This window comes from Blautia marasmi (genome assembly GCF_900258535.1).
In the GTDB taxonomy this organism is placed as follows: domain Bacteria; phylum Bacillota; class Clostridia; order Lachnospirales; family Lachnospiraceae; genus Blautia; species Blautia hominis.
The window spans coordinates 204,219-226,484 of sequence record NZ_OIWX01000001.1; the positions used below are offsets into that span (position 1 = coordinate 204,219).

Annotated in this window: 20 protein-coding genes; 2 read left to right on the top strand and 18 right to left on the bottom strand. The window is 48.2% G+C overall.

Going from position 1 to position 22,266, the window contains the following annotated elements:
* Window positions 1-34 precede the first annotated feature (34 nt).
* From C6P39_RS00875 to eda, 5 genes are all read right to left on the bottom strand, one after another.
* Window positions 35-1,537 (bottom strand): alpha-N-arabinofuranosidase, encoded by a 1,503-nt coding sequence (locus tag C6P39_RS00875; protein WP_104802458.1) that lies wholly within the window; start codon window positions 1,535-1,537, stop codon window positions 35-37.
* Between the two features lie 374 nt (window positions 1,538-1,911).
* Window positions 1,912-2,166 (bottom strand): YlmC/YmxH family sporulation protein, encoded by a 255-nt coding sequence (locus C6P39_RS00880; protein ID WP_065544604.1) that lies wholly within the window; start codon window positions 2,164-2,166, stop codon window positions 1,912-1,914.
* Window positions 2,167-2,814: 648 nt separating this feature from the next.
* Window positions 2,815-3,837: a sugar kinase gene (locus C6P39_RS00885; protein ID WP_095174027.1), complete on the bottom strand. Its 1,023-nt coding sequence runs from the start codon at window positions 3,835-3,837 to the stop codon at window positions 2,815-2,817.
* A 233-nt stretch (window positions 3,838-4,070) separates the two neighbouring features.
* A complete protein-coding gene (locus C6P39_RS00890) occupies window positions 4,071-5,096 on the bottom strand; it encodes a sugar kinase (RefSeq protein WP_095174024.1) in 1,026 nt (341 codons plus the stop codon).
* A gap of 272 nt (window positions 5,097-5,368) precedes the next feature.
* The gene (gene eda, locus C6P39_RS00895; protein WP_065540998.1) at window positions 5,369-6,004 is read right to left on the bottom strand and encodes a bifunctional 4-hydroxy-2-oxoglutarate aldolase/2-dehydro-3-deoxy-phosphogluconate aldolase; all 636 of its coding nucleotides are present in this window, start codon (window positions 6,002-6,004) and stop codon (window positions 5,369-5,371) included.
* A gap of 290 nt (window positions 6,005-6,294) precedes the next feature.
* Here eda and C6P39_RS00900 point away from each other — a divergent pair, with 290 nt between their 5' ends.
* Window positions 6,295-7,050, top strand: coding sequence for an IclR family transcriptional regulator (locus tag C6P39_RS00900; protein WP_104802459.1), 756 nt, complete (start codon window positions 6,295-6,297; stop codon window positions 7,048-7,050).
* 295 nt (window positions 7,051-7,345) lie between these two features.
* Here C6P39_RS00900 and sigE read toward each other — a convergent pair whose 3' ends face one another.
* The 3 genes from sigE to aroD form a co-directional block, all read right to left on the bottom strand.
* A complete protein-coding gene (gene sigE / locus C6P39_RS00905) occupies window positions 7,346-8,050 on the bottom strand; it encodes an RNA polymerase sporulation sigma factor SigE (RefSeq protein WP_225305410.1) in 705 nt (234 codons plus the stop codon).
* Between the two features lie 87 nt (window positions 8,051-8,137).
* Window positions 8,138-9,025, bottom strand: coding sequence for a sigma-E processing peptidase SpoIIGA (locus C6P39_RS00910; RefSeq protein ID WP_158661416.1), 888 nt, complete (start codon window positions 9,023-9,025; stop codon window positions 8,138-8,140).
* A gap of 227 nt (window positions 9,026-9,252) precedes the next feature.
* A complete protein-coding gene (aroD, locus tag C6P39_RS00915) occupies window positions 9,253-10,014 on the bottom strand; it encodes a type I 3-dehydroquinate dehydratase (protein ID WP_104802461.1) in 762 nt (253 codons plus the stop codon).
* Between the two features lie 158 nt (window positions 10,015-10,172).
* Here aroD and C6P39_RS00920 point away from each other — a divergent pair, with 158 nt between their 5' ends.
* A complete protein-coding gene (locus C6P39_RS00920) occupies window positions 10,173-11,039 on the top strand; it encodes a shikimate dehydrogenase (RefSeq protein WP_104805824.1) in 867 nt (288 codons plus the stop codon).
* 552 nt (window positions 11,040-11,591) lie between these two features.
* On the opposite strand, the gene C6P39_RS00925 is transcribed toward C6P39_RS00920, so the two are convergent.
* The 10 genes from C6P39_RS00925 to mraY all read right to left on the bottom strand — a co-directional run bounded on the left by C6P39_RS00925 (window position 11,592) and on the right by mraY (window position 22,159).
* Window positions 11,592-12,740, bottom strand: coding sequence for a DUF4179 domain-containing protein (locus tag C6P39_RS00925; RefSeq protein ID WP_104802462.1), 1,149 nt, complete (start codon window positions 12,738-12,740; stop codon window positions 11,592-11,594).
* Window positions 12,741-12,752: 12 nt separating this feature from the next.
* A complete protein-coding gene (locus C6P39_RS00930; protein WP_242986856.1) occupies window positions 12,753-13,247 on the bottom strand; it encodes an RNA polymerase sigma factor in 495 nt (164 codons plus the stop codon).
* 403 nt (window positions 13,248-13,650) lie between these two features.
* Window positions 13,651-14,142, bottom strand: a complete 492-nt coding sequence (locus C6P39_RS00935) for a MogA/MoaB family molybdenum cofactor biosynthesis protein (protein WP_095174345.1) — start codon at window positions 14,140-14,142, stop codon at window positions 13,651-13,653.
* 25 nt (window positions 14,143-14,167) lie between these two features.
* On the bottom strand, window positions 14,168-14,665 hold the full coding sequence (moaC, locus tag C6P39_RS00940) for a cyclic pyranopterin monophosphate synthase MoaC (RefSeq protein WP_104802463.1): 498 nt from the start codon (window positions 14,663-14,665) through the stop codon (window positions 14,168-14,170).
* Window positions 14,666-14,782: 117 nt separating this feature from the next.
* A complete protein-coding gene (gene ftsZ, locus C6P39_RS00945) occupies window positions 14,783-15,970 on the bottom strand; it encodes a cell division protein FtsZ (protein WP_033139078.1) in 1,188 nt (395 codons plus the stop codon).
* A 370-nt stretch (window positions 15,971-16,340) separates the two neighbouring features.
* Window positions 16,341-17,330: a cell division protein FtsQ/DivIB gene (locus C6P39_RS00950; protein ID WP_095174007.1), complete on the bottom strand. Its 990-nt coding sequence runs from the start codon at window positions 17,328-17,330 to the stop codon at window positions 16,341-16,343.
* 12 nt (window positions 17,331-17,342) lie between these two features.
* Window positions 17,343-18,590, bottom strand: coding sequence for a UDP-N-acetylglucosamine 1-carboxyvinyltransferase (gene murA, locus C6P39_RS00955; RefSeq protein WP_095174005.1), 1,248 nt, complete (start codon window positions 18,588-18,590; stop codon window positions 17,343-17,345).
* A 75-nt stretch (window positions 18,591-18,665) separates the two neighbouring features.
* On the bottom strand, window positions 18,666-19,784 hold the full coding sequence (locus C6P39_RS00960) for an FtsW/RodA/SpoVE family cell cycle protein (protein WP_330397286.1): 1,119 nt from the start codon (window positions 19,782-19,784) through the stop codon (window positions 18,666-18,668).
* A gap of 28 nt (window positions 19,785-19,812) precedes the next feature.
* Window positions 19,813-21,183: a UDP-N-acetylmuramoyl-L-alanine--D-glutamate ligase gene (murD, locus tag C6P39_RS00965; RefSeq protein WP_104802464.1), complete on the bottom strand. Its 1,371-nt coding sequence runs from the start codon at window positions 21,181-21,183 to the stop codon at window positions 19,813-19,815.
* 16 nt (window positions 21,184-21,199) lie between these two features.
* Window positions 21,200-22,159, bottom strand: coding sequence for a phospho-N-acetylmuramoyl-pentapeptide-transferase (gene mraY, locus C6P39_RS00970; protein ID WP_065544602.1), 960 nt, complete (start codon window positions 22,157-22,159; stop codon window positions 21,200-21,202).
* Between the last annotated feature and the right edge of the window lie 107 nt (window positions 22,160-22,266).

Here is a 22,266-nt window from a genome sequence, read left to right on the forward strand (position 1 = left end):
CTGTTTTCCATTCTTCAGCTGTCCGGACAGCCCGTTATTTCACTGCCAGATGCAGTACACTGCACGCAGGTACAGTAAATGCGATTCCTTTGTCTGTGATCTTCACATTCTTAAATTCTTTCACCTTTACATTTTCCGGCTCCTCGAATGTGTTCATGGCATGCATTTCTTCTGCCAGTATCTCTCCTTTTACCTCTGTCACGGGTCTTTCCAGAATCAGCGCGTCCACATCATAAGCCTCATCCAGAGACAGATTTGTGATGGTAATGTGCATCACACCCTCTGTATCCACAGAAACCGATTCCGTCATGTTGGGAACCTGATGCGCATCATCCACACCGATCGTCTTTGTATCCAAATGGCTCTCTAAAAGTTCCGCATCCTGATGATATTTATACATGTTAAATACATGATATGTAGGTGTCAGCAGCATTTTCTCTCCTTCTGTCAGAATGACGGACTGAAGGACATTCACAAGCTGAGCCAGATTTGCCATGTGGACACGGTCACTGTGCTTGTTAAAGATATTCAGGTTGATTCCAGCCACCAGCGCGTCCCTCATGGTGTTCTGCTGATAAAGGAAGCCAGGATTTGTCCCCGGTTCTACGGTAAACCAGGTACCCCACTCATCCACGATCATACCGATTTTCTTTTCCGGGTCGTACTTGTCCATAATGGCTCCGTGCCGGTTGATCAGCTCCTCCATATAAAGGGTTTTGCTCAGAGTCTTATACCAGACCTTGTCATCAAAATCCGTTGCACTTCCCTTGATCTCCCATCCCTCCGGATGTGTATAATAATGCAGGGAAAGCCCATCCATAAATCCATGCTGAAAAGACTGGCTGTGACGGAAGCAGGTATGCAGGACACGCTCTGTCCATTCATAGTCATCTACATTGGCTCCGCATGCAATTTTGTAAATCTTTTTGTCTGCCTTATAATCTCTCACATAAGTCTGGTAGCGGCGGTACTCATTGCCGTAAAACTCCGGAGTCATATTGCCGCCGCAGCCCCAGTTCTCATTGCCCACACCAAAAAATGCCACATCCCAGGAATCCTCATGCCCATTTTTCTTTCTCAAATCCGCCATAGGAGAAACGCCGTCGAACGTCATATATTCCACCCACTCTGACATCTCCCGTACGGTTCCGCTTCCAACATTTCCGTTCACATAGGCTTCACAGCCGAGCTGGCGGCACAGTTCAAAAAATTCATGGGTTCCGAAACTGTTGTCCTCCACAACACCGCCCCAGTGGGTGTTGATCATTTTCTTTCTGTCTTCTTTCGGTCCGATTCCATCCATCCAGTGGTACTCATCCGCAAAACATCCGCCCGGCCAGCGCAGCACCGGTATTTTCATTTCCTTCAGGGCTTCCACCACATCCGTGCGCATGCCGTTTACATTGGGAATCGGGGAATGCTCTCCCACATAAAGCCCTTCATAGATACACCTTCCCAGATGCTCGGAAAAGTGCCCGTAAATTTCCTTATGTATTTTGCTCTTCTTTACGTTAGGGTTGATCACCAGTTTTGTCATATCGCATATTCTCCTTTTCGTAACTGCGAAAACCCTGCACAGTTACCTTTTTGATAAATTATTTCTTATCTATAGAATATCACTTGTATGCACATTGATACAATTTGTTTTTTATCACCAAGCCGCATTAAAAACACGCCAAGCTTTTCCTTTTCCCCCTGCGCCTGAAAAACAGACACACCGCATAAATCACAAAAGCACTGTTACACAGCGAATCACACCACCCACAGGAAATCCCAAAGAAACAGCGCAAAATCCCCTTCTTTTGTAAAGATCAAGTCAAACAGCCAGACCGAGCCCCTCCCCTGCAAAAGCCACAAAAGCGACGGCTGATTCGCCAGAATCCACGTTTCCACACAAACAAGGACTTTACCTTATTCTTTCTTCAGAAACTTCTCCTCCTTGATCTCCACCAAAATAATATCCTCCCCAATCTGTCTAATACACTGCCAAGGAATCACATACTCACTGACCGGTCCAAACAACCCACAAAGCTTCCCCGGCACCGGCACAATAATAGCCGTCAAACACCCCGTCTTAGGATCAAACTCCACATCCAATGGACACCCCAGACTCTTACAAGTACAAATATTAATAACTTCCTTCTGCTTCAAATCACAAACCCGCATAATCCCACCAAATTTCACCCTTATTACCTATCCTATGCCCTCCACCTCGTCCATTTTCCACTTTCTTCCCAACACTCCATCCACTTCCTCCCCTTTCCCTACACACTCAGACTTACCACCCATCCTACACTTTCAACAACCCTCTCCGCACTACTTCTCAGCCTCATCTTCTTCTCCTCGCTCTCTGGGTCACCTATCGCACTATGCTCTCAGCTTTATCTTCCCCTCTTTGATTTCTGGTCACCTATGGCACTATGCTCTGACCCTCATCTTCCTCTCTTCACTCTCTGGGTCACCTATGGCACTATGCTCTCAGCTTTATCCCCCCTCTACGCTCTCAGGTCAAAGGGAAAGGCCGCCAGGGGCAGCAGACCGGCAGGGTTCCTTCTGGCAGATGTTTCGTAGGAGGCGTAGACTTGCTTAGGAAAAAATGAAGCCCCGGACAAGGAGAAATTTCGGTTACCATCCGAAATTTCAGGGCAGTTGAGCAGTACAGCCATAAAGGCTGGACTGCGGTTCTGCCCGGTGCCTTGTCCGGGGCTTCATTTTTTTCTTAGCAAGACTTGCCGACGGAGGCATCTGCCAGAAGGAACCCTGCCGGTCTGCTGCCCCTGGCGGCCTTTCCCTTTGACCGTCCCCTCTCACCCATCACCTCTCCATTTCCACCTGTCCCCCTACCCCCTTATGATTCCGTATGATCCTATCAATCTCCTTCAGATCACAAGAAGGCAGATCTCCCGGAATAGTATTCTTCACCGAACTGGTCGCATCCCCATACTCCAGCGCCTTCCGGCAGTCAAACCCATGTGCCAGCAGCCCATAAAGCGCCCCTGAAATATAAGCATCCCCGCTTCCAATCCTATCCACAACCTCAATATCCCGATACGGCTCCTCCTCATAATACCTGTCTTCCTTCGCATTATAGATCACAGACCCAAACGTATGCACCTTAGGGCTATGCACGATCCTCTGTGTGGACGCCACAATAGAAATAGGATATTCCTCCGTAAAACTCTTCATAATAGACTTCACATCCCCATCCTTCAAAAACGTCAATCGTGCCGTATCCTCAGAACAGAAAAAAATATCCACATAAGGAAGAATCTTCTCAATACATTCCTTCGCCTCAGGCCCAGTCCAAAGATTCCCCCGGAAATTCACATCAAAAGAAATGATCGCCCCGTTCTCCTTAAACCTCTTGATCATCTCCACCGCAGTATTCCTGGTATTCTCCGCCAAAGCCAGGGTAATGCCGCTGGTGTGGAAACACCTTGTGCTCGCAAACATCTCCTCCGGCAGTTCCTCCACCCTAATCTTGCAAAAAGATGCATGGCGCCTGTCATAAACCACACTGGGCTTTCTGGGATAAGCCCCGTTTTCATAGTAATAAATTCCCAGCCTTGCATCCGGCTCCTCATCATACACCAGATAATCATCACTTACCCCACAGAAACGGACTCTGTTCTTGGCGTAGACTCCAAGCGCATTATCCGGCAGCTTGGATATCATCCCCGTCCTAAGACCCAGAAGAGAAGCGCCGGACACTACATTCAGCTCTGCACCGCCCACCTGCTTCTGAAATGTCTCACCGCGCACTATCCTCTCATTATCCGGCGGTGACAGCCTCAGCAAAATTTCTCCCAATGAAAGCAAATCAAAATCTTTTTTCATCCTAAAACCCTCCCTAAATCATCCTTGATCCTACTTAACAGAACGCCGCGTAACGACTCCGCACCTGGACAGTTACAGACAGAACCCATCCACAACCACCTTGGGCAATGGAAGTCCGCAGCATGTGCTTTCCATTGTATTAATAATGGGATGCTGTTTTCACAACATCCCATTTTTATTTAAATGTTCACCCATGGCAAAAGGGCTATCATTTATAACTATTTCATCTGTCCTTATCTCTGGACACGTCCTGAACCGTCTCCGCCTGCAAGTTTGGATACTTCATCCATGGAAACCATATTGAAGTCACCCTCAATAGAATGTTTCAGACAGGAAGCAGCTACTGCGAACTCAATGGTGGACTGTGCATCATAGCCGTTTAAACATGCGCAGATCAATCCGCCGCCAAAGCTGTCGCCGCCGCCTACACGGTCAACGATGTGCATTTTGTATTTTTTGCTGAAGAAGTAATCATTTCCGTCATATAACATAGCGGACCAGTTATTGTCATTTGCAGACAGGGACTCTCTCAGTGTAATGGCAACTTTTGAGAAACCGAACCGGTCAGCCAGCTGTTTTGCAACATCTTTGTATCCCTCATGGTTTACGGTACCGGTTGTAACATCTGTGTTGGCAGCCTTAATGCCGAATACATCGGCAGCATCTTCCTCGTTAGCTATGCAGACATCCACATATTTACAAATTTCACCCATAACCTGTCCGGCTTTTTCCTTGGACCACAGTTTATTTCTGTAATTTAAGTCACAGGAAATGGTCACGCCTGCCTCTTTTGCAGCTTTGCAGGCTTCCAGACAGATGGCTGCCACTTCATCATTTAAGGCCGGTGTGATTCCTGTAAAATGGAACCAGTCAGCGCCGTCGAAAATATGTTTCCAGTCAAAATCAGAGGATTCTGCTGTGGCGATCGAGGAGCCGGCACGGTCATAGATAACCTTAGAGGGTCTCTGAGATGCGCCTTTCTCCAGGAAATAAATTCCCACGCGGTCGCCGCCCCGTGCGATCTTTGTTGTATCTACACCATATTTTCTCAAAGAATTGACAGCTGCCTGTCCGATCTCGTGTTTTGGCAGCTTCGTGACAAATGCTGCGTCAAACCCGTAGTTTGCAAGGGAAACAGCCACATTGGCCTCTCCTCCCCCGTATGTTGCGCCGAAGGTATCTGCCTGTACAAAACGATAGTATCCTTCCGGAGCCAGTCTCAACATGATCTCACCAAATGTGATTACTCTTTTTGCCATTTTTATTTCTCCTTTGCCATAAATCCTATATTATTTTCTCTGTGAAAACACACAGCTCTTCATAGTTTTTCTATTCTGCAGCCAGTCAGTTACTGTACACAGGCCACTGTACCGGGAGGCATTTTCATGCCGGAAGCATGAAAATCCCGACGCAGCCAGCGCGATATAGGGCAGAATGCGCCATATCTGTGCATCGCGAAGCGTGTTACTGGACACGGAGTGTACAGTAACGCCAGTCAATGACCGCATGATAACGATTCCGGGCTTTTTCCCTATCTTACTTCTTTCACCAGAGCAACGGCTTCCTCTGTGAGGGTTTTGATCTTATCAAATTCTCCTGCTGCGATCAAATCGCCTTTTACCATCCAGCTTCCGCCGCATGCAAAGATCTTATCACAAGTCAGATAGTCTTTTACATTCTTAGGATTGATTCCGCCTGTAGGCATAAACTTGATTCCCACATATGCTGCCGCCATAGCCTTGATGGTAGACACACCGCCGTACTGTTCAGCCGGGAAGAATTTCAGCACTTTCAAACCACGCTTAACCCCCTGCGCCACCTCGGAAGGCGTTACGCATCCGGGCAGGACTAAAATATCTTTGTCCAGGCAGTAGTCAACGATCTCCGGGTCAAATCCGGGGCTGACGATGAACTTTGCACCAGCTGCCACTGCACGGTCCACCTGCTCTGTAGTCAATACAGTGCCTGCGCCAACCAGCATTTCCGGAAATTTCTCTGTCATGGTACGGATAGATTCCTCTGCCGCTGCAGTACGGAATGTTACCTCTGCACAGGGAAGACCTCCCTCACATAATGCTTTTGCCAGCGGCTCCGCATCCTTCACTTCATTTAATACAACTACCGGAACAACACCGAATTTTGAAAGCTGTTCTAAGATCGCGTTCATAATTTCCTCCTTTTTTCAATCCACATACAGGGTTTTCCATCCGCCCTGCGTGAAATTGCAGCTATGCTGCTTTATCCGATTCGTTCGGATCACTTTTACCTATTCGCCTTTATGATTCCACATTATGAAACTCCGTTTCGTATTGTGATATCTTTATCTTGAATTATACTCCTCCGGCTCAGATTGTCAAGAGAAAAATGAAAAAAAATTCCGGTTGTTTCCTGAATGGGAAAGTGTTACAATAACGCCAAAGCCTATTCGTGAAAAATAACCAAAGGCAGGAATATATTATGGAAGAAAAAAATCCCATTCAGGTGGCTGACAGGCTTTTTCTGGTCCTGGAAACCCTGGCATGTGACGGTCCTATCGCGCTGGCAGATTTAAGCCGGCAGCTTGACCTGAACAAAAGCACGGTACATCGGCTGCTCTGCTCCCTTATTTACATGGGATATGTAAAACAGGACACAGACACCCAGAAATATGATTTGTCATTAAAAGTATTAAGCCTTTCCAACCGGCTGTTAAGCCGCATGGACATCCTGGAGATCGTACGCCCTCATTTGAAAAAACTCTCTGAAAAAACAGGAGAAACCGTACATTTTGTCCAGCTTGACGGTGCGGAGGCTGTCTATATCTATAAAGAAGAATCGTATCAGAACTCTGTCCGCATGGTATCCAAGGTGGGCAACCGGATCCCTCTCTACTGTTCAGGGGTTGGAAAAGCCATGGCAGCAGACATGGATGAGGAACAAATACACCGTTTCTGGAATGCAAGCAGTATTATCCGTCTGACCCCACACACCATTACGGATTACTCCCGGTTTCAGGAAAAAATAGAGGAAGTCAGAAAAAGAGGATATGCACTGGATGATGAGGAAAACGAACTTGGTGTACGCTGCATTGCAGTCAGCCTTCCTGATTATAAAGGGCGGGCCCGCTATGCCTTCTCGATCTCCGCTCCGGCTGCCAGAATGTCGGATGAACGGATTGCCCAGCTTGCAGAAATCATACTGAAAGAAAAACGGGAGATCCAGCAGAATATGTGATTTCAAAGTAACTATTCCGTAAATCTGCGCATTCACTGCGCTGACCGTAAGAAAGCATTCTGCAGCCAAGCAAAAATCCCATCGCCAAAGGCGATTCTGCATGGATTTTCGCCTGTAACTGTGAGAGTACTGAACAGTTACATTTCAAAAACATATGAAACAAAACAGCCGTCTAGGAATGGAAAACGCAAACCCCAACAGATCTGCTTTTCCGTATCATAGACGGCTGTTCTGTAAATCCACTAAAATCTTGCTGCAGATACTTCTATGCCATAGCCTTCAAAATAATGCTATTTTATTCGTATCTCACAATCTCTTTTTTCAATCTCTTCATGATGCGCTTTTCCAGCCTGGATATGTAAGACTGGGAGATGCCCAGAAGATCTGCCACTTCCTTCTGCGTCTTTTCTCTGCCGTCCGGCATATTGATGCCAAAACGCAGGCGCACAATGGTCTGTTCCCTTTTGGTCAGCTTTCCAATGGCCTTCCCCAGAAGGGAGCGCTCTACTTCACTCTCTATTCCCCTGTAAATGACATCCTCATCGGTTCCCAGAATATCGGACAGGAGCAGTTCATTGCCGTCCCAGTCCACATTCAGCGGTTCATCAATGGAAACTTCCATCTTTGTCTTGCTGTTTCGTCTGAGATACATAAGAATCTCATTTTCAATACATCTGGACGCGTATGTTGCCAGCTTGATCTTTTTTGTAGGGTTAAAGGTATTGATGGCCTTGATCAGTCCTATAGTTCCTATCGAGATCAAATCCTCCACCCCTACCCCGGTGTTATCAAATTTCTTGGCAATGTACACAACCAGACGCAGGTTATGTTCAATCAGACGGGATTTCGCATCCGCATTGTCCTCTGTCTGTAATTTTCCTATCATTTCCGCCTCTGCCTCTGCGTCCAAAGGCGCCGGAAGGACCTCTGCCCCTCCGATATAATGAATTTCTTCCCCTCTTCTGAATATAATATTGGAAAACCCCGAAAAAACAGGCATCTGTACTTTTCTCTCTGCTGCTGCTTCCATATTCATTTATGCTCCTCCCTAAAACTGTCAAAGCGATTTCTGACTTTTGCAGTGCTCTCATGAATGCAGGACCCCGTACTGTTCTGCGTTCACGATGCACGGATTGACGATTATCTGAAAGTTTCCGGCAGTGGAAAGCTGGTTCCCTGCAAGCCCTAAAACTGCATGTTTTACCACACTGCCATCTTCTCCTGCTGATACATATAGTTCATCTACAGTGACGGCAAGCATTAGTCCATTATCCTGCCCCACGCTGCGGTATGAAATATAATGGGGATGAAAGGCCAGCACCGATTTGGCACAGATATCCTCTGTGCTCCCGGTCCCTCCAAGAAGCCTCTCAAAAGAAGCCTTTTGGTCATCGCCAAGAAGCTCCTCAAACCTCCCGTATTCCACCACGCTCACCGGTTTTCTGGTGAGTGTGTCGCGCAGCCTGTTGCCAGTATCATACAGTCCTTTGACTTTCACTGATTTGCCGCCCGCGAAGATAGTGACTTCGCATATGGCGGAGCTTTTTCCTTTTAAGTATTCCAAGAGTCGCATTCCTAAGATGAGAATCCAGTAAGTGGCTGTGGTGATGAAACAAAACGTAAGTAAGCCTTCCTTTGTGCTTCCCGGCAGGGCAGTAAGGATTCCTCCTGTGAGAAAGGAAAAACCGTACAGCAGCAAAAGCCCTGTTACTAATTTTCTCCATGATCTGCAGCAGCAGCCCACCCACACCATGAGGACACCCAAAATTCCATGTGAAAGCAATACCCGCACGTAGGGGGACGATAAGGGCAGCAGTGTGATCACACAGATACCGGCAGCTCCCAGCGCCGCACCTGCCAGAGAACGAAGAGGAGTGGCAGTCCCCTTCAGCACCCGGTTTATCAGACGCAGCAGCAAAAAATCCATTACCAGATTGACTACGAAAAAAACGTCAATGTAAAATTCGTAGTACACAAAACACCCCCTAAACCTTGTATGACTCATTCATGACAGCAGAAAGACTGCAACACGCGCAATTTGTAACTCTGCATGCGCAGTGATTCTTTCCGCTGCATACTTATCTGGAATAAGTAATGTTCATTATAGGCGATAGGGGGTGTTTATTTTGTCAAAACCGCTTGGACGAATCAAAAATCTTTTCGACAGTTTTGGTCCCGTTTTTTCTTGTTATGTTATCCTTTTTATGTAAAGCTTTCATGAAGAAGGGCAAGGGTCCTGCGCATCCTGTCAGCAGGAATCTGACCCGGTGCCGAAGCCTTCATACCCGCTGCAAATGTGACGGCTGACCCTGCTGTCTCACCGCAGAGACGGCTTAGAACTCCGGCTTTTCCCATGGACATGGTGATGACCGGTTTGTCTGTCCTTTTCTTCATCATGACCGTTGCTGTCAAAAGGGACATGAGGTCCTCCTCACTTTTTGGCATAACAGCCAGCTTCAAAATATCAGCTCCGAAACCATCCATAGTCTCCAGCCTGTTTACCATCTCTTCTATAGAAGGAGTCCTGTGAAAATGATGGTTGGAGGCAACCACAAAAACACCGCACTCTTTGAGGCTTTCTATGAGTTTTTTTGTCTTAGCTGTGTCACAAAAAGCCTCCACGTCAATCAGGTCCACAAAGCCGGTTTTGGCGGCATTTTCCAGAAGATTTACATAATCCACACAGGTGATGGGCCGATTACCTCCTTCTTTGTCGGTTCTGAAGGTAAAAAGAAGGGGAATCGTGTCAAAAATACCGCGAATCGTTTTCAACATTTCCAAACTATTTTCGCTGTTCTCCCCCTCCTCATAACAATCTGCGCGCCATTCGACCAAATCCGGTTTCATATTTTTCACGGTTTCTGCTTCTTTTATGAGCTCTTCTTTTGTTTTTCCTGTAAGAGGAATACAGATTTTGGGAATTCCTTCTCCGATCTTAATACCTTTTATCTCTACGGTTTTCATGATTCTTTCTCCTCCTGGTGATTTCTGCCGCTATTATAGCATACTTTTTCTCTTGACACCATGGAAGTTTCCTTTTACACTTTAAATTAATGCAGATATCTGCTGTATGGAACGAACAGCAGGATATAAAGAAACACACCAGGAAAGGATGAAAAATGATGATACCAATTACAGGATATACACAGCTTACCGGACTACTGGGAAGCCCGGTGAAACACAGCATTTCCCCTATGATGCATAATACCGGTTTCCAGGCCCTGGGACTTGATTTTGTCTATCTTTGTTTCGATGTAAATGAGGAGACTTTGGAAGATGCGGTAAAAGGACTTCGTACGCTCCACGTAAAGGGATTTAATCTGACTATGCCCAATAAAAATAAGATATTGGAATATCTGGATGAGCTGTCCCCTGCCGCAAGGCTGATCGGCGCAGTCAATACCGTGGAGAACCGGGAGGGAAAGCTGATTGGGCATAACACAGACGGCATTGGATTTATGCGGGCCGTGAGGGAACAGGATATTGATGTGGCGGGAAAATGTATTACGCTCATGGGGATTGGAGGGGCTGCCACGGCTATCTGTACACAGGCGGCGCTTGACGGGGCCGGCAGGATTTATGTATTTGCCAGAATGACCAGCAAATATCTGCCCCGGATGAAAGAGCTGATCCGGCGTCTAAAAAAGGAGACGGGGTGTGAGATCCTGCTCTGTGATAATGAAGATAAAGACCGGCTCAAGAAAAGTCTGAGGGAGAGTGTGCTGCTTGTGAATGCTACTTCCGTGGGGATGGCACCGGATGAGGAAGGGTGTATTCTGCCCGGAAAGGATTATCTGCATGAAGGACTGGCTGTGGGGGATATTGTGTATAATCCGTGGGAGACACGGCTGCTGCGGATGGCAAAAGAGGCTGGGTGTAAGTGGTTTAATGGGTATGCTATGCTGTTGTATCAGGGAGCGGAGGCGTTTCGGATATGGACGGGGAGGGAGATGCCGGTGGAGGTTGTTCGGGAGAAATTGGGGAGGTAAGAGTTGATTCGTGGATTGCGGGGGCTGCATTGCATTGGTGGCTCACGGACGGAGAAAGGGAGGGCCAGGGGGCCGGGATGCCTCTTTAGTCCTGCTCGAGGCTCCGTGCGTCTCAGCTAACCTGCTCCCAGTCACTAGATTCGTCAGCAAAGGCTTCCTCACCAAGTGTCTGGGGCAGGTGGATCTTCGACTCACTCCGCTTAACCTCGCCTGACTAAAGAGGCATCCCGGCCCCCTGGCCCTCCCTTTCTCCTGGTAGTGGCGACGGATGGTTTTCTGTATGGTGGGGAGTGTACTTCCATATGAGGGAAAGAATGTATTGGGCGGGAGGAATGTATTTGGCGAAATGTGTTTTTGAACATTTATTTTGAGGGTATCTATTTGATTTTGGGGATGGTTGATTAACTTTTATTGATTGATGATTTTGATTTGCTGTTAAAAAAGAGTTGATTTCCGGAAAAAGGAGATCAACTCTTTGTATTTTAGGTTTTGATTATTGATTATTATTGATTGATGCTGTTTTATTTAAATTCTTTTGTGTGGGTGATTCGATTAGTTGATATCGTAAACGTTGTCGTTAATGATGATCTGGGAGATGTCGTCGGGGTTTACGATGCGGTTGTAGGTTAGGCGGAATTCAGTGTCTACGCCGCAGATGTAGCCGGTGTTGTCCAGTTCATCTTGTTTAAAGATAGTGTAGTTGGTGCCGTCTTTGTATTTGAGTTCGATGTATTTGATGCAGTATGGGTCCTGGGCCTCTTCTTCGGGGGCTTGGGCGGACATGTTGATGCTCATGGAGATGGGGGAATAGGAGCATATCCAGGTATCATCCTGATTCAGTGACTGCATGGGGACGTTTTCACACTGGGGAAGGTCCACGTAATCTTCTGTGACTTCTATCTGATCCCTCTTTTCCGTGTCTGTCTCGTTAATCTCCTGGAGCTCGCCCAAAGTGACGGGATAGGTGTAAATGTGCAGTCTGGGCTGGATGGGGGTGCTCTCTGTGCTGCCCCATATCATATAATCGTAAATGTAGTATTTGTCAGGTGTGCTTTTTTCTGTGTCTACATACATAAATTCACCGGAAGGGATTCCGTTCTGGTCCTCTATAAAGAAAGAGAAGTTAGACTCCGGGGAGAAATAGGCGCCTTTTGTACGGTTTGTCTCATCGTCCGCGTACAGTGCAGTGACTCCACCCGGTTTTTCCAGTGTCATAGACATGAGCATGCCGTTTCCGTCTGTGACGATGTTCTCGATGGTGAGGGTGTGGCCACCGATCTCTTTTGTGATGTTAACCTCTGTTACATTGCCTCCTATGAGTGCATCAGCTTTCTCCTCATCTACCGGAACGTATTCTTTGCCGGGGAGGTCCGCCATCATGCCGTCATCTTTGTCAGGGTCAGCAAGGACCTGGGTGTGTTCCTGGGAGGATTTTGTAGTGTTTCCAAACATGCCCTGGAAGAAATCTGTGTGCTCGGAGAGGTAGGCCGCTGCTGCTGTACCGCCGGTCACAGTCAGGGTGAGGGCTGCCACTGCCGCGGCTGCCGTTATTTTCCGCCAGGATTTTTTGGCATGGGTGGTTCTTGTTTTGTTCTGGGTACGGATCCGGCTGTAGGTGTCCTGCAGGCGTTCATCCACTTTTTTCGGTATCTCTATCTCCTGTTCCAGGATCTGTTTCATTTCGTTTTCTGTATACTTCATAGTGTGCCTCCTTTATTGATGCTGTAAGATATCGCTCAACTTCATCCGTCCTCTTCTAAGACGGCTCTTTACTGTATTTTCGCTGATGTCAAGCAGCTCCGCTATCTCTCTGGTGCAGAAGCCTTCCCCGTAGTACAGGACGAATATCATCCGGAAATCTTTCGGAAGCTCCTGTACCAGGTCTGTGAATCCGCTGTCGCTTTTCATTTCTTCCACTGCTCCTTCTTCAGGCACCTGTTCCACTACGGTGCATCTGCCCTGCTGCCGCAGGATGTCTTTGCAGCAGTTGATCAGGATTCTGGTGAGCCAGGTTTTGAAATACGCAGCAGATTTAAGTTCCCCTAGATGCTCATAAGCCGAAAGCACTGCCTCAGACATAGCGTCCGCAATATCCGCCTCACAGCTCAGATAGCTTCTGGCTATTTTATACATCGCCTGTTTATTCTGCTCGATCAGCTCCACAAAAGCATCGGCATCCCCTCTCTGGGCCTTTTTTACAAGCCACATGCTGGTCTCCTCTCTGTCAGCGTCCTGCCCATAGGCATTTCCCTTTTGGGAGCGGTACACTGGCTGTATATTTTGAACCGGTTCATTGTCTTTTACATACATTAGACGGATCCGGAGGGTGTTTGGGTGCACATATGAAATATTTTTTAACTATTCCGTAAATCTGCGCATTCACTGCGCTGTCCGTAAGAAAGTGTACCACGGCCAAGCAAAAATCCATGGCCAAAGGCGATTCTGCATGGATTTTTGCCTGTAACTATGAGGGTACTGAGCAGTTACAATATTTTTATAATAAAAAGGGATGTCCTACGGCTGGTCCTGGCTGCCGTATCACATCCCTGTCTATTTTCAAGCTATTATAACTTTCTGTTCTGCCCGCTGTGCAGACGCCTGTCCTCCATGGTCAAGTTCTGGCGCAGTTGTGGGCAGTTCCCTGAAGGATATCCAGGCCGTGTTCCAATTCCGGCAGGATATATTCCAGGCATTCTCTCACTGCCTTAGGGCTTCCCGGAAGGTTGATGATCAGTGCCTGTTTTCTGATGCCTGCTGCCTGGCGGCTCAGCATGGCGCGTTTGGTGATCTGCATACTGTATGCCCGCATGGCTTCCGGAATACCGGGCACCTGTCTCTCACAGATATCCATAGTGGCTTCCGGCATGCAGTCTCTGGGTGAGAAGCCAGTTCCGCCTGTGGTAAGGATCAGGTCCGCGATGTTTTCATCTGCCAGCCTTGCCATCTCACGGCTTAACATCCCTCTCTCATCAGGAAGGAGGATCTTATATGTAATCTGATAGCCTGCCTTCTCCAGAATGTCACAGATGACAGGTGCACTCATATCCTCTCTCTCTCCTGCATAACCGCTGTCGCTTGATGTTATCACTGCTGCTCTTCTCATAAAAATTCCCCCAATCTTTTTTATATCATTTCTTTTTATCAGACCCAAAATAAAAATCCCCGCTTTTGCCGCCCTTTTTCTCCACCAGATGGATTTCCGACAGGACCATGCTTTTGTCAATGGCCTTGCACATATCATAAATCGTGAGAAGGGCCACGCTGGCTCCTGTGAGGGCTTCCATCTCTACCCCTGTCTTGCCCTCCACCTTAACGGTACAAAAGGCGGTGATCGTCAGGTTCTCCCGGTCTGTCTCAAAGTCCACACTACACTTGCTGATCAGCAGTGTATGGCACATGGGAATCAGGGATGATGTCTGCTTAACCGCCATGATCCCAGCCACTCTTGCCACTCCCAGCACGTCGCCTTTTTTGGCTGTGTGATTCACCACAGCGTCCATAACTTCCCGGTTTACATGGATGCTGCCTTTGGCCGTGGCTGTGCGGCTTGTCACATTTTTGCCGGACACATCCACCATGATCGCATTGCCTTCCCCGTCAAAATGGGTCAGTCCCTTGTTATCCATAGCTGTTCTCCTCTGCCGCACCCGCCCTGAAAGTAAGGGTACACGGCTCTTTTGATACACGAAAGGCAGTCCGCAATAATTCCCGGACTGCCCTTTTATCCTGTGTGATTTTAATACTTATCTTCTGTTCTTCAGGAAATCCGGAATCTGGATATCCTTTTTCGGCACATTACTTGTGAATGTACCCTGCTGTGTACTTCCGAAGCCCTGCTGCGGCTGGAAGGACGGCATCTTGAATGCCGGCTGCTGCTGAGGCTGGCTGTATGCCGGTGCCTGCTGCTGCGGCTGTACCGGTGTCTGCTGCTGTACCGGTTCCTCCTGTCTCGCTGCTTTTTTGTCTCTGCTCACGCTTGGTTTTCTTGCTGTCTCATCATCCAGTCCGGTAGCGATAACAGTAATTCTGACATAATCAGCTTCTTTATCATCATACAGGGCACCAAAGATAATATTGGTATCTTCTCCGGTGAGATCCTGTACATAGCTGGCTGCATCGTTGGCATCCATAAGAGAAATATCTCCGGATACATTGATGATAACGTGGGAAGCACCCTCGATAGTGGTCTCCAGAAGCGGACTGGATACGGCCTGCTGTACAGCTTCCATGGCCTTGTCGTCGCCCTTTCCTTCACCGATACCAATATGTGCGATACCTTTGTCGATCATGACAGTCTGAACATCTGCGAAGTCCAGATTGATCAATGCCGGCAGGTTGATCAGGTCTGTAATGCCCTGTACGGCCTGCTGCAGTACCTCATCTGCTTTTCTGAGCGCTTCCGGCATAGTTGTCCGGCGGTCTACAATCTCCAGCAGACGGTCATTTGGAATGACGATCAGTGTGTCCACATTTTCTTTTAACTTTTCAATACCTGTCAGTGCGTTTGTCATACGGGTCTTAGCTTCAAAACGGAAAGGTTTTGTGACAACGCCTACGGTCAGGATACCCATTTCTTTTGCAAGGCCTGCCACGATCGGTGCGGCACCTGTTCCGGTTCCGCCGCCCATACCACAGGTGACAAATACCATATCTGCGCCCTGCAGTACCTGTTTGATCTCCTCGATGCTCTCCTCAGCGGCTTTTTCACCGATTTCCGGTTTTGCGCCTGCACCAAGCCCTTTTGTCAGCTTCTCACCGATCTGCACTACAGTCGGTGCTTTGCATAAGGTCAAGGCCTGTTTATCTGTATTGACTCCGACGAATTCCACTCCGCCGATAGCCTCTTCCACCATTCTGTTAACTGCGTTATTACCAGCTCCACCTACACCAATCACTATAATTTTTGCAGATGATTCAGCTTCGTTTGTCATTATCTCTAACAAAGTACTTCCTCCTTTAGCTTCCCTCGTATGTTGTAAAGCGGTTTTTTAACTCCACTTCGCTGCTTCTTCATGAACACAGATATCTGCATCTTATCCGCATTCGGGTACACTGACGTGTATGATTTTCTGTAATCAGGTTTATCTGTCTTATGTTTCTTGCTCAAGTTCTCAAAAGGTATTTATCATAAATTCCCCGAAAACCCAGGTACTTTAATTCTAAGTACCTTATGATGCATATAGATATATAATATAGTCTTTTGGAAAATTAATCAACTGGTAAATTTATTTTTTCACAAAAATTTTAAAAAAATCATCAAAATTTCCCGATTTGTGTCTCCTAAAAAACAAAATTCCGCTGTTATTCCTCACCGGAACCATCATCAGAACCATAGTCTTCATATCCGGAACCATCCTCATAGCCGGAATCCTCTCCGCTGTAATCGGAATCCTCATCCCCGGTATCATCGTATCCCGAATCCTCGTAGCCTAAATCCCCGTCATCCGAATCCTCATAACCAGATTCCTCATCACCGGAACTGTCAGAGTCCTCATCGTCATCCCCGGTATCTGAGCTGTCTGTTCCTTCACCGTTCTCGTTTTCCTTCTCCTTAAGTGCCTTTTGCTCCGCCTCGCTGAGCACCTTGTCAAAGACAACATTTTTTGAAGTTTCATCCACATTTTCCAGGTGAAGGACACCTTCCATGCCTTCAAGCTGTGGGATAATGCCCAGAAGCCGGCTCATTTTCTCATCCATATTCTGGTCAGAACCCATGCGGGCTTCCACCTTGCCGTAATAGAGCACAAGCTGTCCCTTCTCATCCAGTACCAGCCTGTCTGGTTTCTGATCACCCTTCTCCATCATCTTTGTCACACTTAAGATCAGGCTCAGGCTGCCTTTGTCAAGTCCGGGGATCTTCTCTCCCACCCCCACCTTGTCAAGGACAAGCCCTTCCACATTGGGTATGTTCTCCAACTCATCCGTGGTGCTTACCTGGACGATCCCGTTTCTGTCAAAGTATAGGTTTCCGTCCAGAAATTTCACATAGCCGATCAGCTCTTTTTCTCTTACATGGATCACAAGACTGTGACGGCTTGTCCTCTCCAGCCAGACTTTATTTATAAATTCCGCATCTTTTGTTCTTTCATCAGGATTAAGAAATCTCACAAGCACTGAGTTGCCCGAAAGTGGGCCTGACAGCACCATCTTTTTGATTTCATCTTCCGTATAATTCTGATTTCCTTCTACTTTAACACTGGTAATCTGAAAGCAGGTAAAGAATACCGCAATGGCTATTAATACGGCCGCTGCCAGGCAGCCCCAGAATATCCTGTGTTTTTTCCTGTCCATACATGTTCCCCTTTAATCTCTCTCAATTACGGCGCCAAGCTGTGATAGATCACGGCATATGTCCTCATACCCCCGCTCAATATACTGCCTGTTCCTCACAAGGGTCTCCCCCTGCGCCGCCAGCCCTGCTATCACAAGGGCTGCTCCGCCTCTCAGTTCCTGTGCCTCCACAGCCGCCCCATGTAAAGTCCCGCCGCGGATAACAGCCTTCCTGCCGTCCACCCGGACATCTGCTCCCATGTGCTGAAGCTGTGATGCTGTCTTAAATCTGTCCTCAAAAATCGTTTCCACCAGGCAGCTCTCCCCCGGTATGGTACACAGCACCGCCATGAGCGGAGACTGCAGATCCGTTGGAAATCCCGGATATACTTCCGTGCACTGTCTTTTCAGCGGAACTTGCACCCACTTGCTGCACAAAGACAGTTTACCACCGATTACTTCATATTGTCCACCCATTTTCTCATACACTCTCATGAGGGCTTCCATTTCCTCCACAGGCGCGTCCTCCAGAACAAGCTCCCCTCTGGTTGCTGCACAGGCACACACATAGGTTCCCGCCACGATTCTGTCCGCAGGTACGGTGAACTCTGTTCCGTGCAGCTCCTCCACCCCAGTGATGGTAAGGACGCTGCTGCCTGTTCCTTCAATTCTGGCACCGCATGCATTCAGAAAACGGCACAGCCATACAACTTCCGGTTCCCTGGCGCATCCTTCCAGACGTGTGATCCCGCTGGCAAGCACGGAGGCAAGCACAGCATTCTGGGTTGCACCCACACTTACCTTTGGAAAATGTATGGTGTTCCCAACCAGTCCCTCCGTCCTGGCCGTGAGAACGCCCTCTTTTTCCTCAAATACCGCTCCCAGCCGTTCCAGGGCATACAGGTGCAGGTCAATAGGGCGTTCCCCTATGACACAGCCCCCGGGATGGGGCACAGAGGCATTGTGGTATCTGCCCAGCAGACTTCCCAGTAAAATAACGGAGGAGCGCATTTTCTGGCCCTCACAGCAGTCTATCTCTGTCTTTCTGACATGGGAGGGGTCCAGAGTCAGAGTATCCCCCTCATGCTGAATCTGCATGCCAAGTTCCCGCAGGATCTCTTCCATAACAAAGACATCCGCAATCTTTGGACAACGGTGCAGTACACTTTTCCCTTTATGCAAAAGAGCGGCCGCCATCATTGGCAACGCCGCATTTTTAGAGCCTTGTATCCTTACTTCGCCTGTGAGCGGATTTCCGCCTTCTATCCTAATTTCATTCAAGTCTTACCTTTCCTCCCGCCTCCTGGCTATACACTATTGTATGCAGGGCGGGAAAAAGGGTTCCTGCAGGAGCATTCAGGGGGAACGAGTCCTGCTCACTGACAGCGCCAGACCCATCTCCCCCATCAGAAACAGCACTGAAGTTCCGCCGTAACTGACAAAGGGAAGGGTGATTCCCGTATTGGGGATGGTGTTGGTCACCACCGCTATGTTAAGGATCACCTGAATTGCCATATGCCCCATGATCCCAGCCGCGATCAGAGCACCGCACAAATCTCTGGCATGGGTGGCGATCACCATGAGCCTCCAGATCAACAGGGCGAAAATAAGGATCAAAAGGCAGGCGCCTATAAGACCTGTCTCCTCGCAGATAATGGAAAATATCATATCATTCTGCGCCTCCGGGACAAACCCCAGCTTCTGCAGGCTGCTGCCCAGTCCTTTGCCGAAAATGCCCCCGCTTCCAATGGCATACAATCCCTGGATAGTCTGAAATCCCTTCTCATATTTTTCCGGATTCCTCCAGATGGCAATACGCTCCAGGCGGTAACTGGCCATACTCAGAAATACCCCGATAAACAGCACGCCCACCCCTCCGATTCCCACAAACGGAAGGTATTTAGGATTGGAGACGAAGATCAGGATAACACCAATACCCAGGATAATAATGGCTGTGCTCAGGTTGTTGGTTCCCACAAGACCCACAATGGGCAGAAGCAGAGCCATGGTACCTGCCATATGCAGAAGACTGTCCTGCCGCTTCTTGGAATTTGTTATCACATAGGTGAGCAGCAGGATCACCGCCACCTTGGCAAACTCAGAGGGCTGAAAGGACAGAGGGCCAATGGACAGCCAGCGCTTGGAGCCGTTATATTCGTCTCCGAACAAAAGCACTGCCAGAGACAGCCCCATGGACACCACATAGAGAAAAGGTGCCATCCTTGTAATGATATGGTAGTCCATACAGGATACCAGATACATGCCCATCATTCCCAGGGAGGTTGCGAAAAGCTGCTTTTTAAAATAATAGGCAGGGTCATGAAACTTCACCCTGCCATTATATGCACTCGTGCTATATAGAAAAATCAGACCGCAGACTACCAGCAGCAGTACGAGAATCAAAAGCGTTCCATCCATGCGTCTTTTCTGCTCTTTTTCCTTCTCCACACGCATTTCCCTTTCCTTTTTGCTCATACTGCATTATATTGTCTGCCGGATTGGTTTATGCCTTGAGATTTCTCACGTATTCTTTGAATTTATCCCCTCTTTGCTCATAGTTGTCAAACTGTCCCCAGCTGGCGCAGGCAGGTGACAGGAGAACGGCATCTCCCGGGTTTGCCTTCTCTGCACAGATTTTTACGGCTTCCTCCAGGTCTTCCGCCAGTATTGTGCTCATGAACCCACAGCCGTGGGCTGCCTTTTCAATCTTCTCTTTTGTCTGTCCGATCAGGACCAGATACCGCACCTTGCCGTCAAAGGCCTGAATCCACTCCTCATAGGAGGACTCCTTGTCATATCCGCCGCCGATCAGAAGCGTGGGGCGGTTCATTGCCTGTATGCCTTTGATGGCCGCGTCAGGATTGGTCCCCTTGGAATCATTATAGTATGCCACACTGTCAATCTCCTCCACAAACTCGATCCTGTGAGGCACTGCTGTAAATCTTTTGATCACCTGCCGGATGGTATCCATAGGAACACCTCCGCAGTAAGCCATAGCCACAGCTGCCATGACATTTTCATGGTTATGGCGTCCCAGAAGTTTCAGTTCCTCTGTTCCTGCCACCAAAATCTCTTCTGTCCCGGTGCGCATGACGATCTGCCCGCCGTCCAGGAATATCCCCTGTTCCAGTTTATGTAAGCTCGAGAAGAAGACCACCTGCGCCGGACATTCAGAAGCAAACCGGCGAAGCTCCTCATCCTCATAATTGAGGACACAGAAATCCTCTTTTGTCTGGTTGCGGGCGATCAGTTCTTTCACCCGGATATATTCCTCCATGGTGTGGTGCCGGTTTAAATGGTCCTCCGTAATATTCAGGACAGCGGATACCTTCGGGCGAAACGCCATGGTTGTCTCAAGCTGGAAGCTGCTGATCTCCGCAACGGTATAGCTTTCCTCCGTCATGGAAAGCGCTGCGTCTGTGTAGGCATTTCCAATATTTCCCACCACAAAAACAGATTTGGCATGGGCCTTCATGATCTCTCCCAGAAGAGCTGTGGTTGTGGTCTTACCATTGGTCCCTGTTATGGCCAGCACTGTGCCGGCTCCCATGCGGTAAGCAAGCTCCACCTCCCCCCACACCGGGATTCCCGCTTTCTTTAATGCCTCCACCGGCGGGATATCAAGCGGGACACCGGGGCTCATCACCACCAGATCAAGAGAGGCAGGCAGCTCTTTCGGCAGTTCTCCCAGGATGATCCTGCAGGCGGAATGCTCCGGCAGACGTGTTCTTATTTCCTCTTTGTCCAGTTTTTCGTTTCCATCATATAATATCACCTCAGCCTGTACTGCCTCCAGCAGGCGCACCGCGCCGATACCGCTGATCCCTGAACCAAATACAAGCACACGTTTTCCTTTTAAATTTGTTCTGTCCATTTCTCTTCTTCCTTTCTTATAATGCCAGCAGTGCGATCAGGCACAGAATGGCCGTAATAATGGAGAATACGGCTACCACCCTGGTTTCGGACCAGCCGCACAACTCAAAATGATGGTGGATGGGGGCCATTTTGAAGATCCTTTTGCCGTGGGATATCTTAAAGTAAGTCACCTGTATCATTACAGAGAGCACCTCCACCACATAGATCAGTCCCACGATCAGTAAAAATAAAGGCATCTGCAGCATATACGCCGTACCTGCCACAAATCCGCCCAGAGCCAGGGAACCTGTATCCCCCATAAAAATCTTGGCGGGGTAGACATTGAAAAGCAGAAATCCCATGAGGGCACCCACCACCGCACAGGTGATCGGCTCAATCCCACTCTTTGTCCCAATGGCAACCACCGAAAAGAAGGTGGCAACCATGATTGTCACCGAGGAGGCAAGTCCATCCAGGCCGTCTGTAAAGTTCACACCGTTCACCGTACCGATGACCACAAAAAACAAAAGGGGAATGGTCAAAAATCCCGGATTTATCTCATAGCCCGCCGCAAACGGCACCTTGATCGTCATGGATACATCCGTGAATTTCATCAGATAGAACGCAAATATCCCTGTCACCACAAGCTGGCACAACATCTTCTGCCAGGCGAGAAGCCCGTCTGACCGCCGAAGTACCACTTTTAAATAATCATCCCAAAAACCGATCAGCCCAAATCCCAGCGTCAGAAACAGTACAGGGATGATCTTGGGATAATCCTTCACATAAAACAGGGATGTGACCACTGTGGAAAGCAGAAATATGATTCCTCCCATGGTAGGTGTCCCCGCTTTTTTCAGATGAGACTGTACACCGTTCTCCCGCTCAGTCTGTCCCATTTTCAGCTTTCGTAAATAGGGGATAATGATAGGCCCCAGAACCACACTGACTATAAATGCTGTCAGTACAGGCAGTACCATCTTATACTCTGTCATAACACACCTCATTTTTATGTATTTTTTTATCCATGCCCGGCAGCCTGCCAACAGACAGGGCTGCCGCCATACTTCCATTAGTATAAAGCTTTTGTCCTCAATTATCA

Coding starts and splice junctions, on each gene's coding strand:
- moaC (WP_104802463.1), bottom strand. CDS start 14,665: ATGGATAACAAGGGACTGACCCATTTTGACGGGGAAGGCAATGCGATC.
- ftsZ (WP_033139078.1), bottom strand. CDS start 15,970: ATGACAAACGAAGCTGAATCATCTGCAAAAATTATAGTGATTGGTGTA.
- sigE (WP_225305410.1), bottom strand. CDS start 8,050: ATGCCTGTTTTTTCGGGGTTTTCCAATATTATATTCAGAAGAGGGGAA.
- C6P39_RS00890 (WP_095174024.1), bottom strand. CDS start 5,096: ATGGCAAAAAGAGTAATCACATTTGGTGAGATCATGTTGAGACTGGCT.
- C6P39_RS00950 (WP_095174007.1), bottom strand. CDS start 17,330: ATGGACAGGAAAAAACACAGGATATTCTGGGGCTGCCTGGCAGCGGCC.
- mraY (WP_065544602.1), bottom strand. CDS start 22,159: ATGACAGAGTATAAGATGGTACTGCCTGTACTGACAGCATTTATAGTC.
- C6P39_RS00920 (WP_104805824.1), top strand. CDS start 10,173: ATGATACCAATTACAGGATATACACAGCTTACCGGACTACTGGGAAGC.
- aroD (WP_104802461.1), bottom strand. CDS start 10,014: ATGAAAACCGTAGAGATAAAAGGTATTAAGATCGGAGAAGGAATTCCC.
- C6P39_RS00935 (WP_095174345.1), bottom strand. CDS start 14,142: ATGAGAAGAGCAGCAGTGATAACATCAAGCGACAGCGGTTATGCAGGA.
- C6P39_RS00930 (WP_242986856.1), bottom strand. CDS start 13,247: ATGTGGCTTGTAAAAAAGGCCCAGAGAGGGGATGCCGATGCTTTTGTG.
- murD (WP_104802464.1), bottom strand. CDS start 21,183: ATGGACAGAACAAATTTAAAAGGAAAACGTGTGCTTGTATTTGGTTCA.
- C6P39_RS00900 (WP_104802459.1), top strand. CDS start 6,295: ATGGAAGAAAAAAATCCCATTCAGGTGGCTGACAGGCTTTTTCTGGTC.
- eda (WP_065540998.1), bottom strand. CDS start 6,004: ATGAACGCGATCTTAGAACAGCTTTCAAAATTCGGTGTTGTTCCGGTA.
- C6P39_RS00885 (WP_095174027.1), bottom strand. CDS start 3,837: ATGAAAAAAGATTTTGATTTGCTTTCATTGGGAGAAATTTTGCTGAGG.
- C6P39_RS00960 (WP_330397286.1), bottom strand. CDS start 19,784: ATGAGCAAAAAGGAAAGGGAAATGCGTGTGGAGAAGGAAAAAGAGCAG.
- C6P39_RS00880 (WP_065544604.1), bottom strand. CDS start 2,166: ATGCGGGTTTGTGATTTGAAGCAGAAGGAAGTTATTAATATTTGTACT.
- C6P39_RS00875 (WP_104802458.1), bottom strand. CDS start 1,537: ATGACAAAACTGGTGATCAACCCTAACGTAAAGAAGAGCAAAATACAT.
- C6P39_RS00925 (WP_104802462.1), bottom strand. CDS start 12,740: ATGAAGTATACAGAAAACGAAATGAAACAGATCCTGGAACAGGAGATA.